This is a genomic window from Arthrobacter sp. BG3 (genome assembly GCF_056680185.1).
The window spans coordinates 410,285-423,441 of the sequence record NZ_CM155270.1 but is presented as its reverse complement, the minus strand read 5'-3'; the positions used below and the strand labels follow the sequence as shown (position 1 = coordinate 423,441).

Here is a 13,157-nt window from a genome sequence, read left to right as displayed (position 1 = left end):
CCGGGTGAGCCTGGCACGACGCCTCATCGCCGCCGGTTTCAGCGACCTGGAAAACGGCGAGCGGTGGCTTGCCGCCCCGGAGCTGGAGGGCCTGGACCAGGACCTCCTCTTCGCCGGGCTGCAGCTGGCCGCCAACCCGGACACGGCACTGCAGTCTCTGGTCCGGCTGATCGAAAAGCACCCGGACCTGCGGAAGCTGGCGGTCGCGGACCCGGAACGCAGCGAACCCATGTTCCGGGTGCTGGGCGCCTCCGAGGCGCTGGGTGAGTTCCTGATCCGCCACCCGGAGCATCTTGATGCCTTTGAGGTAACTGCCAGCCCGGAACCACGGGCCGCGGACGCCGCGCAGTTGCGCGCCCGGCTGCTCCATTCCGTGCGGGCCGATCCGAAATCCGCCCGCCCGGTCGCGGCGCTGACCGGGCAGGAAGCCTACGTGGCGCTCCGCACCGAGTACCGGCGCGGCCTCGTCGAGCTCGCCGTCAAAGATCTCTGCGCCGCGGACCCGCTGGACTTTATGCCTGCCGCCGGGGCCGAACTGGCGGACCTGGCCGGCGCCGCGATCGAGGCTGCCCTGGCCGTTTCCCGGGCCGAAGCTGCCGAACATTTCAGCGCCACCGAGGTGGCCGACGTCGGGCTGGCCGTCATCGGCATGGGCAAATGCGGGGCCCGCGAACTCAACTACATTTCCGACGTCGACGTCATCTACGTGATCGAGTCCGGTGAGCTCGACGACTCGCGCGCCAACACGATCGGTACGGCCCTGGCCTCCGGTATTTCCCGCGCCATCATGTCAGTCGGCCGCGAACCCGGGCTGTGGGAAGTTGACGCCAACCTGCGTCCGGAAGGCAAGTCCGGGCCGCTGGTCAGGACCCTGGCCTCGCACCAGAGCTACTACGCGCGCTGGGCCGAGAGCTGGGAGTTCCAGGCCCTGCTGAAGGCCCGGACCATCGCCGGGGACACCGAGCTCGGCGCCCGTTACGAAGCCGCCGTCGCACCGCTGATCTGGTCCTCCGCCGGCCGGGAAGGCTTCGTGGAGTCCGTCCGGTCCATGCGCCGCCGCGTCACCGAACACATCCCCGCCGACGAGGAGCAGCGGCAGATCAAGCTGGGCCGTGGCGGCCTGCGAGACGTCGAATTCACCGTCCAGCTGCTGCAGCTGGTGCATGGCAAGTCCGACGAGACCCTGCGCTGCCGCGACACCACCTCGGCCATCGCGGCCCTGTCCGCCGGCGGTTATATCGGCCGTTCCGACGCCGCCGAGTTCGACCGTGACTACCGCTACCTCCGGCTCCTCGAGCACCGGATCCAGCTCTTCCAGCTGCGCCGCACCCACCTCATGCCGGTCAAGGAAGCCTCGCTGCGGGCCCTCGCCAAAGCCGTGCTCGGACCCTTCTCCAGCGAACGGCCCAAACCTGACGCCCTGGTTGCGGCCTGGCGCAAGACCAAACGCTCCGTCCGCGAGCTGCACGAACGCATCTTCTACCGCCCGCTGCTCAATACCGCGGCGGCGCTGAGCAGCGAGGAAGCCAAGCTCAGCCCGGAAGCCGCGCAGGGGCGCCTCGCCGCCCTGGGCTACCTCGATCCCAGCGGCGCAATGCGCCACATCGAAGCGCTCACCGGCGGGGTCAGCCGGCGCGCCGCGCTCCAGCGCCAGCTCCTGCCGATCCTGCTCGGCTGGCTCGCGGAGGGTGTGGACCCCGACGGCGGCCTGCTGGCCTTCCGACGGGTCAGCGAGGCGCTCGGCACCACCCACTGGTATCTCGGCATGCTGCGGGATTCGACGGCGGCTGCCGAGCGGCTCTGCCACGTGCTGTCCAACTCCCGGCTGATCGCCGACCTGCTGGAGGTCTCGCCCGAATCCGTTGCCTGGCTCGGCTCGGACAAGGAACTGGTGCCGTTGACCTTCGAGGCGCAGTGGCTCGAGATCGCCTCCAAGATGTCCCGGCATGCCGAGCCGGAAAGCGCGATGCGCCTGATCCGGTTGATCCGGCGCCGGGAGATCCTGCGGATTGCCATCGCGGACAGCGCGGGACTGCTGGACCAGGACCAGGTGGGCGCGGCGCTGGCCGACACGGACCGGGCGGCGGTCCTGGGGGCCCTGCGCGTCGCGGAAACGATGGTCACGGCCGAGGAGCCGCTCATGACGCATGTGCTGGTGGTCGCGATGGGACGGCAGGGCGGCCGGGAGATTGGCTACGGCTCGGACGCCGACGTTATTTACGTCCACCGCGGCCTTCCCGGAGTCCCGGACGACGAGGCCCAGCAGCAGGCCCTACAGATCGTGAGCCGGCTCTCCAGCCTGCTCACGCAGCCGCTGAAGCCCGCCATCCTCGCCGAACGCGTCCTGATGGTTGACGCTGACCTCCGTCCCGAGGGCAAGAGCGGGCCCATGGTGCGGTCGCTGGATTCCTACGCCGAGTATTACCGCCGGTGGTCGCTCGTCTGGGAGGCGCAGGCGCTGCTGCGTGCCCGCCCGATGGCCGGTGACGATGAGCTGGCGGCCGACTTCGTGGCGCTGATCGACACCGTCCGCTACCCTGAGTCCCTCTCCGAGCAGGACGTGCGGGAAGTCCGCCGGGTGAAGGCGCGGGTCGAGGCGGAACGGCTGCCCCGCGGCGCGGATCCGGCCCGGCACCTGAAGCTCGGACGCGGCGGACTGAGTGATGTCGAATGGCTGGCCCAGCTGCTCCAGCTGCAGCACGCCGTAAAGCACCCCGAGCTGCGGACCACCTCCACGGTGGAGGCGCTCGAGGCTGCGGCCGCCGTCGGGCTGCTTGAAGCCGGGGACGCGGTGATCCTGCTGCGGGCCTGGCGCCTGGCGAGCCGGATCAGATCGGCCAACGTGATCTGGACCGGGCGTGCCTCCGACGTGCTGCCGTCCTCCCGCCGCGACCTGGAGGCGGTGGCGCGCTGGTGCGGCTACGGGCAGGGCAACGCCGCCGAGCTCGAGGAGGACTATCTGAGGCTGAGCCGGCGGGCCCGGAGCGTGTTCGACCGGGTCTTCTACGGCCAGTGACCGACTTGCATTGCTGCCGCCGGGGGCGGGTGTGAGAGCTCCCGGGGGCTGACACCCCGCAGGCGCGGTGCTATTTTAGCGGCATGGCCAGACAACTCTTTGTGAACCTCCCCGTCAAGGACCTCGACAAGACGGTGGAGTTTTTCACCGCTCTGGGTTTCTCTTTTAATCCCGACTTCACCGATGAGAACGCCACCTGCATGATCGTTAATGACGACGCGTTCGTGATGCTGCTCGTCGAGGCGTACTTCAAAACGTTCACATCCAAGGCTGTTGCGGATACCGCAGGTGCTGCCGAGTCCATCATGTCCTTTTCCCTGGACAGCCGCGAGGCGGTCGACGAACTCGTCCGGAAGGCGCTCACCTCGGGCGGCGCACCGTCCCAGGAAGCCCAGGACTACGGCTTCATGTATACCCACAGCTTCCAGGACCCGGACGGCCACCTGTGGGAAGTCTTCTGGATGGACCCCGCAGGGCCGCCGAAGGACGCAGCGCTCTGAGCTGAGCGGCGGATCCGGCGGCGGTGGCACCCCGGCGGCTTGGGTACGCTTCTGTCATGCCTGAAAACGTGTGGCTGATGCCGCTGAAGGACCTCGACGACGACGCCCGCGCCATCAAGCTTGGCGAGATCGCCGAGCTCGAGGTCACCGAAGACCAGCGGAGGTTTGTCGGTGAGCCGCTCCGCATGATGCTCATCGCGCTGGAGGAGGATTCCCGGCACCCCTTCGCGATTGACTCCAACGGATCCGCAGCCGGGGTCCTGACGCTGCAGTCCGGAGCCGCCACCCTGGCTGGCTGGGACGACGACGACTCGGTCTGGCTGCTCCGTGGCTTCCTGATCGACCGCCGGCAGCAGGGCAGGGGCCTGGGCACGCTGGCAGCGGACGCTGCGGTCCGCGAGGCGGCGAAACTGACGGCTGCCCTCGGCGGCGGCCAGGCCGGCGTCGTGCTTTCGGTCAACGAGGAGAACCCGGCCGGACGGGCCGCGTACCGCAAGGCCGGCTTCCAGGACCGGGGCCGGTACCTTGGCGGCGGTGCGGGCCCGCAGCGGATGCTCTACCGGCCGTTCTGATCCGGTGACTGGCCCCCGCGGGACCTAGGGGGCCTTTCGACCCGCAGCCCGTGCCACCGGGGCGCGCAGCGGACGGATGGCCCAGACGAGGCTGGCTGTCAGGATGCCCGCGGCCGTGAAGAACACCGGCAGCGGGTTGCACGGGTTGGCGGCGGACGCCGCTGCCGGGGCGGCAGCCGGTCCGGACGCGGATGGCGACGGGCCCGCCGATGCGGCCGGCGCCGGTGCTGCGGGCGCGGACTCCGCCGGGGAAGCAACTGTTTCGGTGATGGTTTAAATGCCAGCGGCCCCCACCGGGTGGTGGGGGCCGCCGCCGTGCAGTCTCTTGCGGAAAGCCGCTAGTTAGACGCCGTAGTACAGCTCGAACTCGTACGGGTTCGGGCGCAGTGAGAGCGGACGGATCTCGTTCTCGTACTTGTACTCGATCCAGGTGTCGATCAGGTCCTGGGTGAAGACGCCGCCGGCCTGGAGGAACTCGTTGTCCTCGGCCAGGGCGTCCAGGGCCTCTTCGAGCGTGCCGGGAGCCTTGGGGATGTCCTTGGCTTCCTCGGCGGGGAGCTCGTAGAGGTCCTTGTCGATCGGAGCCGGCGGTTCGATGCGGTTGCGGATGCCGTCAATGCCGGCCATCAGCTGGGCAGCGAAGGCCAGGTACGGGTTGGAGGAGGGGTCCGGAGCGCGGAACTCGATGCGCTTGGCCTTCGGGTTGGAGCCCGTGATCGGGATACGGATACCGGCGGAGCGGTTGCCCTGCGAGTAGACCATGTTGACCGGAGCTTCGAAGCCCTTGACCAGGCGGCGGTAGGAGTTCACCGTCGGGTTGGTGAAGGCCAGCACGGCTGAGGAGTGCTTCAGCAGGCCGCCGATGTACCAGCGGGCCATGTCCGAGAGGCCTGCATAGCCCTTTTCGTCGTAGAACAGCGGCTCGCCGCCGTTCCACAGTGACTGGTGGCAGTGCATCCCCGAGCCGTTGTCACCGAAGACCGGCTTCGGCATGAAGGTGACCGACTTGCCCCAGGCGTCGGCGGTGTTCTTGATGACGTACTTGAACTTCTGCAGGTCATCAGCCGCGTGGGTCAGGGTGGTGAACTTGTAGTTGATCTCAGCCTGGCCGGCGGAACCGACCTCGTGGTGGCTGCGCTCGACCTCAAGGCCGGCTTCGTCCAGGGCGATGCACATGGCGTCGCGGAGGTCGGCCTGCTTGTCGGTGGGGGAGACCGGGAAGTAGCCGCCCTTGATCGGGGTCTTGTAGCCGAGGTTGCCACCCTCTTCCTCGCGCCCGGTGTTCCAGTGTGCTTCCTCGGAGTCGATCTTGTAGAAGCTGCCCTGCGGGGAGGACTGGTACTGCACGTTGTCGAAGACGAAGAACTCGGCCTCGGGTGCAAAGAATGCAGTGTCGGCGATGCCGGTGGAGGCCAGGTAGGCCTCTGCCTTCTCTGCTACGCCGCGGGGGTCTCGGTGGTAGGGGTCACCGGTGCGCGGGTTCACGATCGAGAAGTTCAACGCGAGGGTCTTCTCAATGCGGAACGTGTCGAGGAACGCGGTAGTAACGTCCGGGATGAGCTGCATGTCCGACTCGGCGATGCCCTGGAAGCCGCGGATCGAAGATCCGTCGAAGAGCTGGCCGTTGACGAAGAAGTCCGCGTCAACGCTCTTGGCGGGCACGTTGAAGTGCTGCTGAACGCCAGGGAGGTCGGTGAAGCGAATATCGACGAATTTTACGTCTTCGTCTTTGATGAACTTGAGGACTTCGTCCGCAGTCTTGAACATCTATGCTCCTTATGCATGTGAAAGATTCGGCCGTCAGGCCGTGTGGTCCAGCGCAGTCCGGCAGCGGGAAAAACGCAAACGTCTACCCGCTCCTATGCCGCTAGCAACTGTTACCACCCTAAGGACACGGGATTTCCCCATGGTGTCCGCTTTGTTTCCGGCAGGTTACAGAATGCCCTGACAGGTAAACGGTAGTCGCTGTCCACAACGTGGCCTATCCGTGACCAGAGTGTGGCCTCCGGGCGTCCACACTCTGAACAGTCCGGGAAAGCGTCCATTGCCGATAGTCTTGGATGGTGGTTGATCGCAAAGACATAGGCTCATGGCTCAGCGGGCCGGACACATCCGGCATCTCGAAGTATCCGGGGGAGAGGCTTGGCCTGCCCGAGTCCGGGCCCGGGTCCATTGCCCGGGCCGGGCGGCGCATCGCCGCCATCTGCATTGACTGGGCAATCGCGCTGCTGATCAGCAACTACGCGTTCGCAGGGGATTCCTGGGCCACCCTTGCCGTGTTCGCCGTCGAGCAGGCGCTGCTGGTCGGCACGCTTGGTTACAGCATCGGCCACCGCATCGTGGGGATCCACGTCATCCGGCTCGGCGGCGGCCCCGCCGGACCCGTCCCGGCACTGGTCCGCAGCCTCCTGCTGTGCCTGGTGATTCCAGCCGTCATCTTCGATCCCGACCACCGCGGACTGCACGACAAGGCCATGAACACGGTCCTCGTCCGGATGTAGCCTCGGCCCCATCCCGCCTCCGGCCGCTCGATGGCTCCGTCCGGGCTCGCCCATTTGCCAGGACTGGCCGCTAAGCCGCCACTTACAGCGGCCGTTTTATAGCGGCCGTTTGCGTCAACTGGGTGGCGGGCGCGGTGCTCGTGGCGGCCATTTGCCAGGACTGGCCGCTAAGCCGCCACTTACAGCGGCCGTTTGCGTCAAATGGACGGGGACGCGGTGCTCGTAGCGCCCATTTGCCAGGGCGGGGCGCTAAGCCGCGGTTCGCGTGGTCCGCCGTCCCGCCGGCCGGACCCTCGAATGGACCGGTCGGGCTTAGACGCCGGCCGTTTCGTTGGCGGGCGCGGTGCTCGTAGCGCCCATTTGCCAGGGCTGGCCGCTAAGCCGCCACTTATAGCGGCCATTTGCGTCAAATGGACGCGGGCGCGGTGCTCGTAGCGGCCATTTGCGTCAACTGGCCGCCGCCGCGGTTCGCGTGGTCCGCCGTCCCGCCGGCCGGACCCTCGAATGGACCGGTCGGGCTTAGACGCCGGCCGTTTCGTTGGCGGGCTCCTGTGCCGACCGGGAAGAATCCTGTCCGGCCTTGACCGTCAGGTGGCCGTGACGGCCGGCCCAGCGCTCGAACCAGACCGTGGCGAACGGGAAGACCGCGGAAAGCCCTGCGAACAAGGCCACCCGGAACGGCCAGCGCTGCAGACCCCACAAGGCCAATGCTGATAGCCCGTAGCCGATGAAGAACGCGCCGTGAATCGGGCCCGCGATCTCCACCCCGAGTTCCGTGGTCCTGGTGACCCATTTGAGGAACATACCCACCAGCAGGGCGGCCCAGCTGAAAGCTTCGGCGACAGCCAGCACCTTGAAGATTCGGATCACGGTAGGCGTGGAGGGCAGTTTCATGGTGGAGTCTCCGTGTTCTGTCCCGACGGGACGTAGGGGATGCTTTGGGCAAAGGAAACGCCCCGGCTGCCGGCCTCGAAAGGCGGTTACCGGGGCGTCCCTGTGGTCTGGCGTGTGTGGCCTAGCGTCCGCGGGCTGCCTTGCGGTCCGGGCGGGCCTTGTAGGGATCGATGCCCTTGGGAATGGGCAGGCGGCTTCCGAGCGAGGAAATGCGTTTGGAGACCGTGCTGACCTCAAGCTTGGTCAGTTCGCTCTTCAGTTTCGTCATCTTTTTGGCGATCTGGCTGATCGGCACCTGGCCTTCGCCGCGGCCGCTCTCAATCACGTGGATGGTGACGTTGGGAAGGATTCGGGCGAGGCGCTTGCGTTCGGCGTCGAGCAGCGGCTTGACCCGGCTGCTGGGGCCCTCGCTGACGAGGACAACACCGGGACGGCCGATGGCACGGAACACCGCGTCCTGGGTCCGGGGGTTCACGGCGACGGGCTGCTCTTCGACGATCCAGCCGCTCTTGAGTGTCCCCAGCGCAGCGCCCGAGGCGCCGGGCTGGTTTTCAATCCGCGCGAATGCGGCACGCTCGGCACGGCGGGACAGGATCAGGGTTGCCGCCAGGAGGCCCAGCGGGATGCCGATGATCAGGCCGGTGATCCAGTTGTCCAGCAGGAATCCGACGACGAAGCTGACAGCGACGACGCCAACGAACGCCAGCAGCATGAGCCACGTGACCATCGGATCGTGCTGGCGGGTCATCTGGAAGACCTCGCCAATCTGCTTCAGACGGCTGGGCTTCTTGACCTTGGCCACCTTGGGCTTACGGGAAAAGAGGCCACGCTTCGGGGCATCAGAAGCCGGAGTGGACTTGCTGGAATCAGGGGAATTCGCCATAGTGCCTTAATTCTACGTGATCGACGGCGAAGGGCCGGACGCCGGATTCCTCCGGTGTCGGCCCTTCGCCGCGATCGTTACAACTGGTTCAGGAGTGCGCGGCGAGGAGTGAGCTGGCTTCCTGGCGGGTGGTGCCGGAGGACTCGATGTGGGCGAGGTGGGCCGGGATGTCCCAGCCTTTCTTGCGCATCGCGGTGGCCCAGAGCCGGCCGGCGCGGTAGGAGGACCGCACCAGGGGTCCGGACATGACGCCGAGGAAGCCGATTTCGTCGGCTTCGTGCTGCAGGTCCACGAATTCCTGGGGTTTGACCCAGCGGTCCACGGGGAGGTGGCGTTCGGAGGGGCGCAGGTACTGGGTGATGGTGATCAGGTCGCAGCCGGCGTCGTGGAGGTCCTGGAGGGCTTCGGAGATTTCCCCGCGGGTCTCGCCCATGCCCAGGATCAGGTTGGATTTGGTGACCATGCCGAGTTTGCGGCCCTGGGTGATGACGTCCAGGGAGCGGTCGTAGCGGAAGGCGGGGCGGATGCGCTTGAAGATCCGCGGGACGGTCTCGACGTTGTGGGCGAAGACCTCGGGTTTGGACTCGCAGATCGCTTCGATGTGTTCGGGTTTTCCGGAGAAGTCCGGGATCAGGAGCTCGACGCCCGTGCCGGGGTTCAGTTCGTGGATCTTGCGGACCGTTTCGGCGTAGAGCCAGACGCCCTCGTCGGCGAGGTCGTCGCGGGCCACGCCGGTGACGGTGGCGTAGCGCAGCTGCATCGCCTGGACCGAGCGGGCGACCTTGGTCGGTTCGAAGACGTCCACGGGGGAGGGTTTGCCGGTGTCGATCTGGCAGAAGTCGCAGCGCCGGGTGCATTCGGAGCCGCCGATCAGGAAGGTGGCTTCCTTGTCTTCCCAGCATTCGAAGATGTTGGGGCAGCCGGCCTCTTCACAGACGGTGTGGAGGCCCTCTTTTTTGACGAGGTTTTTGAGCTGGACGTACTCGGGGCCCATCTGGACCTTGGCCTTGATCCATTCCGGCTTGCGTTCCACCGGGGTGGCCGCATTGCGCTGCTCGATCCGCAGCATTTTCCGGCCTTCTGGTGCCAGGGTCACAGTAGAGCTCCTTCATGGGTTGCAACTAGCGCTTCTTCATTGTTGCGCAGTTCTTCGATGATCCGCGACACGAGGTCGGCGGGCGCGACGTCCCGGCCCGTCTCCTGCGAGATGGTGGTGACGCCGGCGTCGGTAATACCGCAGGCGATGATCTGGCCGTACGGCGCGAGGTCGTTGTTGCAGTTGATCGCGAAGCCGTGCATCGTGACGCCCTCATGCACACGGATGCCGATCGCGGCGATCTTGCGCGCAGGGCCCTTCTCGTCCTGGTCGATCCAGACGCCGGCGCGGCCCTTGATTCGGACGGCCTCGATGCCGTAGTCGGCGAGGACCGCGATGATCACTGCCTCAATCCGCTCCACGTAGTCGCGGATGCCGGCTTTGTTCCTGAGCTTGATGATGGGGTAGCCAACCAGCTGTCCCGGGCCGTGCCAGGTGAGCTTGCCGCCGCGGTCCACCGGGACCACGGGAGTGCCGTCAAAGGGGCGTTCATGCTCTTCGGTGCGCTTGCCGGCCGTGTAAACGGCGGCGTGTTCCAGCAGGAGGACCGTACTGGGGGCAGTACCGGCGAGGACCCTCTGATGGAGTTCGCGCTGGATGTCCCAGCCGTGTGTATATTCAACGAATTCCGGGGCGAGACCCAGCTGGGAGAACTCAAGAGTCATGCCATCCAGCTTAGACCCCGGGTGTCCCAGCGGCTGATTCTGTGGCGAAGCTCTCACCGCCCTGTGGATAACTTCTGCAGGATTCCGACGGATCCGCTATTCCTTGGCTATGGAAGATTACGAAGCGGGGGGCGTTGTGGCACCCGAGGTTCCCGGATACGACGTCGGCCGCTGCTTGGGCCGCGGCGCCAGCGCGTCCGTGTGGCTGGTGACGGAACGGTCGACCGGACGCGAGTTCGCGCTGAAGTCGTTTTGCCCAGGCCCCGGCACTGGCTCCGATCCAGAGGACGCGCAGGAATCAATCCGGCGCGAAATGAGGATCCTGTCCGTATTAGAGCACGAGCATCTGGTGCGAGCCCTGGGAGTGCTGCGTGTGCGCAGCGGTCCCCGGCCCGGCATCCCTGGCGGCGACGGCGGTGATGGCGACGGCAATGACAACGACGGCGGTGGCGAACGCGGCGACGGTTCCTCGGGCGGACGCCTCGGTTTGATCATGGATTACGCAGCGGGGGGCTCGTTGGGCCAGCTCGTGGCCGGCAGGGGGACCCTCGGGCCGGGGGAGACGGTGACGGTTCTGACGCCCATCGCCCAGGCCCTTGCGTATCTGCACAGCCAGGGCTTCACCCACGGAGATGTCTCACCCGGCAATGTGTTGTTCACGGCGCACGGAAAACCGCTGCTGGCCGATCTTGGTGTGGCCCGCATGGTGGCTGACGCCAGATCGGTGTCCGGGGCCGGGACCGAAGGCTTCCGTGACCCGGCGCCGGTGGACCCCGTCCGGGCCGGACTGCAACCGGACCGGGACGTCTATTCGCTCGCGGCGCTGGGCTGGTTCTGCCTGACAGGACACGCCCCCGAGCCGGGTGCGCAGCGGCCTCCGCTGCCCCTTCTGGTTCCGGGGGTTCCGGCAGCACTGACCGCGGCGCTGGAAGCCGGACTTCATGGGGACCGGAGGCTCCGACCCTCCTCCGCCGAGCTGGCGGCCGCCGTCCACCGCAGCGCCGCGGCCGCGCCGGTGGACCTTTCGGTCTCGGTCCACCACACCGTCATTCCCCAGCTGCTGACCCGCCGCTCCCTGCCCGGCACGGCACGCGAGCGGCGGGCCGAACTGCTCCGGTCCCTGCCGCGCCGCTTCCAGAGGACCCGCTCGGCCGGGCCCGTGCCCTCCAAGTTGCCTCCACGTTCCGGGCCACGCACCGGCCCACCCGCCGGGCTCACTGCGGGGTTGGCCGGGCTCACTGCGGGGTTGACTGCCGGGAGAACCGAAGCGCGCCACGCTGCCCGTGGGGTGTTTCGAGGCCGCGGCAAGGCCGGTCCGAAACCCGTGGGGCCGAAACCTCCGGGCCCCCGCGGCTACCGGGCCACGGCTGTGGGTCTGGCGTTTGGCGGTGTCCTCGTCGTCGTGTGGGCATTGGCCGGTGCCCGGCTCCCCATGCCGTTCCCAAACGTCGAAAACCTGGAGGCCGGCCACAACTCCGCCCACGCCCCCGGCACGCCCGCCCTGGGTGCCGCCGTCGTTCCGCCGGAGGTCCAGGCCCAGCTCACGTCGCCGGACCCGGAGGTAGCGGTCCTCGGGCTGGCCCGGCTGCGCTCGTTGGCGTTCAGCTCGGGGGATTTCCGGCTGCTGGAGCAGGTGAACGTCCCGGAGTCCTCAGCTGCCGTGGCGGACGGACGGATCAGCGCCGCGCTCACGGAGTCCGGCCGCGTGCTGGCCGGCTTCTCTGCCGTCCTCACCGAGGTGTCGGCTGCCGGGGAGAACGGCCGGCCGCTGGCAGTCGTGGCCGTCACGGCGGCTACCTCCGCCTACCAGGAGCGCGATGCCACCGGAACCGTGGTGGCCGATGCTGCTGCCGTGCCGGCACAGCAGCTGAGGCTGGTGCTGGCGCCGGTGGAGGGCCGCTGGCGGATCCGGGACATCCTACCGGCCGACGCCGACGCCGGTGACGGGTCCGGTACCGGTGCCGACGCCGGTGACGGGTCCGGCACCGATGCCGGGAACGGTGCCGACGGCCCCACCGGGGGCTGACGGCGTTGCGGCTCTTTCAGGACCGCAGTCCCCGGAACCGTGCCTCCTTCAGGACCGCAGCTCCTCAGTCCTCAGGGTCACGGCCTGCCACCCAGGCGGCGGCCTCGGCGAGCGAGGGGTGCTGCCATTCAAAGCCGGCTCCGCTCAGGACGGCCGGTTCCATCCGCTGGCTGGCGAGCAGCAACTCCTCGGCGAGTTTGCCCATCACCAGGCGAAGCACCGGCGCGGGGACGCGCAGCACTGCCGGCCGGTGCAGGGCCGCGGCCAGTTGCGCGACCAGCGAGTTGACGTCCGCGGCTTCCGGGGCGCAGAGGTTCACGGGCCCGGATAGTGGGTTGTTGAGCAGGAAGTTAAAGGCGCCGGCTACGTCGGGGAGCGTGATCCACGGCCAGTACTGCCGGCCGTTGCCCAGCGGTCCGCCCACGCCCAGGCGCAGCAGCGGCATGAGCCGTCCCAGGGCGCCCCCCGAACGGCTCAGCACGACGCCGGTGCGCGGAGTGACCACCCGGACGCCGGCCGGAGCCTCGTGCGCGGCGGCTTCCCAGTCGACGCAGATCCCGGCGAGCACGCCGCTGCCCGCCGGGGCATTTTCCCGGAGCATCCCCGCGCCGGCGTTGCCGTAGTAGCCGGAGCCCGACTGGCTCAGGAAGACCGCCGGCGGAGTGTCCAGTCGCCCCATTGCCGCCGTCAGCGTCCGGGTCGCCCCCAGCCGCGAGTTGCGGAGTTCGTTGATGCGGGACCGGGTCCAGGGCCGGTCGCCGATGCCGGCGCCGGAGAGGTTGATGACGGCGTCGGCCCCCTTCAGCGCGGTCTCGTCGATGCTGCCCTCCGCGGGGTTCCACTGGAACTCGGACGGTGCGGCGGGCGGCCGTCTGACCAGCGTGCCGACGTCGTGCCCGGAGTGGCGCAGGGAGCGGGAAATGGCGGTTCCGATCAGCCCTGAGGCCCCGGCAACAATGATTCGCATGATCCATCTCACCATGCCCGGCACGACGGGGACACCT

The 13,157-nt window shown here is 67.9% G+C and carries 12 protein-coding genes; 6 read left to right on the top strand and 6 right to left on the bottom strand.

Annotation, left to right across the window (positions count from 1 at the left end; genetic code table 11):
- Positions 1–4 precede the first annotated feature (4 nt).
- From AC1MFL_RS01920 to AC1MFL_RS01905, 4 genes are all read left to right on the top strand, one after another.
- The gene (locus AC1MFL_RS01920) at positions 5–3,016 is read left to right on the top strand and encodes a bifunctional [glutamine synthetase] adenylyltransferase/[glutamine synthetase]-adenylyl-L-tyrosine phosphorylase (RefSeq protein ID WP_479813025.1); all 3,012 of its coding nucleotides are present in this window, start codon (positions 5–7) and stop codon (positions 3,014–3,016) included.
- Between the two features lie 83 nt (positions 3,017–3,099).
- Complete coding sequence (locus AC1MFL_RS01915; RefSeq protein ID WP_479813023.1) at positions 3,100–3,516, top strand: VOC family protein; 417 nt, start codon at positions 3,100–3,102, stop codon at positions 3,514–3,516.
- A 56-nt stretch (positions 3,517–3,572) separates the two neighbouring features.
- Positions 3,573–4,088, top strand: coding sequence for a GNAT family N-acetyltransferase (locus AC1MFL_RS01910; protein WP_479813021.1), 516 nt, complete (start codon positions 3,573–3,575; stop codon positions 4,086–4,088).
- Positions 4,089–4,203: 115 nt separating this feature from the next.
- A complete protein-coding gene (locus tag AC1MFL_RS01905; protein ID WP_479813019.1) occupies positions 4,204–4,365 on the top strand; it encodes a hypothetical protein in 162 nt (53 codons plus the stop codon).
- A 65-nt stretch (positions 4,366–4,430) separates the two neighbouring features.
- Here the strand turns inward: AC1MFL_RS01905 and glnA are convergent, their stop codons facing one another.
- Positions 4,431–5,855 carry a type I glutamate--ammonia ligase gene (gene glnA / locus AC1MFL_RS01900; RefSeq protein ID WP_226759752.1) on the bottom strand — a complete coding sequence of 475 codons (1,425 nt, stop codon included), beginning with the start codon at positions 5,853–5,855 and terminating at the stop codon, positions 4,431–4,433.
- 296 nt (positions 5,856–6,151) lie between these two features.
- On the opposite strand from glnA, the gene AC1MFL_RS01895 reads away from it, so the two are divergent.
- Positions 6,152–6,589 carry an RDD family protein gene (locus tag AC1MFL_RS01895; protein WP_479813017.1) on the top strand — a complete coding sequence of 146 codons (438 nt, stop codon included), beginning with the start codon at positions 6,152–6,154 and terminating at the stop codon, positions 6,587–6,589.
- A gap of 519 nt (positions 6,590–7,108) precedes the next feature.
- Here AC1MFL_RS01895 and AC1MFL_RS01890 read toward each other — a convergent pair.
- The 4 genes from AC1MFL_RS01890 to lipB form a co-directional block, all read right to left on the bottom strand.
- Entirely contained in the window at positions 7,109–7,483 is a 375-nt protein-coding gene (locus AC1MFL_RS01890; protein WP_479813015.1) for a DUF3817 domain-containing protein, read from the bottom strand.
- A 121-nt stretch (positions 7,484–7,604) separates the two neighbouring features.
- Positions 7,605–8,366: a DUF4191 domain-containing protein gene (locus tag AC1MFL_RS01885; RefSeq protein ID WP_479813013.1), complete on the bottom strand. Its 762-nt coding sequence runs from the start codon at positions 8,364–8,366 to the stop codon at positions 7,605–7,607.
- Between the two features lie 88 nt (positions 8,367–8,454).
- Positions 8,455–9,462 carry a lipoyl synthase gene (lipA, locus tag AC1MFL_RS01880; protein WP_479813011.1) on the bottom strand — a complete coding sequence of 336 codons (1,008 nt, stop codon included), beginning with the start codon at positions 9,460–9,462 and terminating at the stop codon, positions 8,455–8,457.
- Positions 9,459–10,127 (bottom strand): lipoyl(octanoyl) transferase LipB, encoded by a 669-nt coding sequence (gene lipB, locus AC1MFL_RS01875; protein WP_479813009.1) that lies wholly within the window; start codon positions 10,125–10,127, stop codon positions 9,459–9,461. The genes lipA and lipB overlap by 4 nt, the downstream gene beginning before the upstream one ends.
- A 109-nt stretch (positions 10,128–10,236) precedes the next feature.
- On the opposite strand from lipB, the gene AC1MFL_RS01870 reads away from it, so the two are divergent.
- Entirely contained in the window at positions 10,237–12,153 is a 1,917-nt protein-coding gene (locus AC1MFL_RS01870; RefSeq protein ID WP_479813007.1) for a serine/threonine-protein kinase, read from the top strand.
- A gap of 64 nt (positions 12,154–12,217) precedes the next feature.
- Here AC1MFL_RS01870 and AC1MFL_RS01865 read toward each other — a convergent pair whose 3' ends face one another.
- The gene (locus AC1MFL_RS01865; RefSeq protein WP_479813005.1) at positions 12,218–13,120 is read right to left on the bottom strand and encodes a TIGR01777 family oxidoreductase; all 903 of its coding nucleotides are present in this window, start codon (positions 13,118–13,120) and stop codon (positions 12,218–12,220) included.
- Positions 13,121–13,157: the final 37 nt, after the last annotated feature.

Coding starts and splice junctions, on each gene's coding strand:
- AC1MFL_RS01915 (WP_479813023.1), top strand. CDS start 3,100: ATGGCCAGACAACTCTTTGTGAACCTCCCCGTCAAGGACCTCGACAAG.
- AC1MFL_RS01910 (WP_479813021.1), top strand. CDS start 3,573: ATGCCTGAAAACGTGTGGCTGATGCCGCTGAAGGACCTCGACGACGAC.
- glnA (WP_226759752.1), bottom strand. CDS start 5,855: ATGTTCAAGACTGCGGACGAAGTCCTCAAGTTCATCAAAGACGAAGAC.
- AC1MFL_RS01890 (WP_479813015.1), bottom strand. CDS start 7,483: ATGAAACTGCCCTCCACGCCTACCGTGATCCGAATCTTCAAGGTGCTG.
- AC1MFL_RS01885 (WP_479813013.1), bottom strand. CDS start 8,366: ATGGCGAATTCCCCTGATTCCAGCAAGTCCACTCCGGCTTCTGATGCC.
- lipB (WP_479813009.1), bottom strand. CDS start 10,127: ATGACTCTTGAGTTCTCCCAGCTGGGTCTCGCCCCGGAATTCGTTGAA.
- AC1MFL_RS01870 (WP_479813007.1), top strand. CDS start 10,237: ATGGAAGATTACGAAGCGGGGGGCGTTGTGGCACCCGAGGTTCCCGGA.
- AC1MFL_RS01865 (WP_479813005.1), bottom strand. CDS start 13,120: ATGCGAATCATTGTTGCCGGGGCCTCAGGGCTGATCGGAACCGCCATT.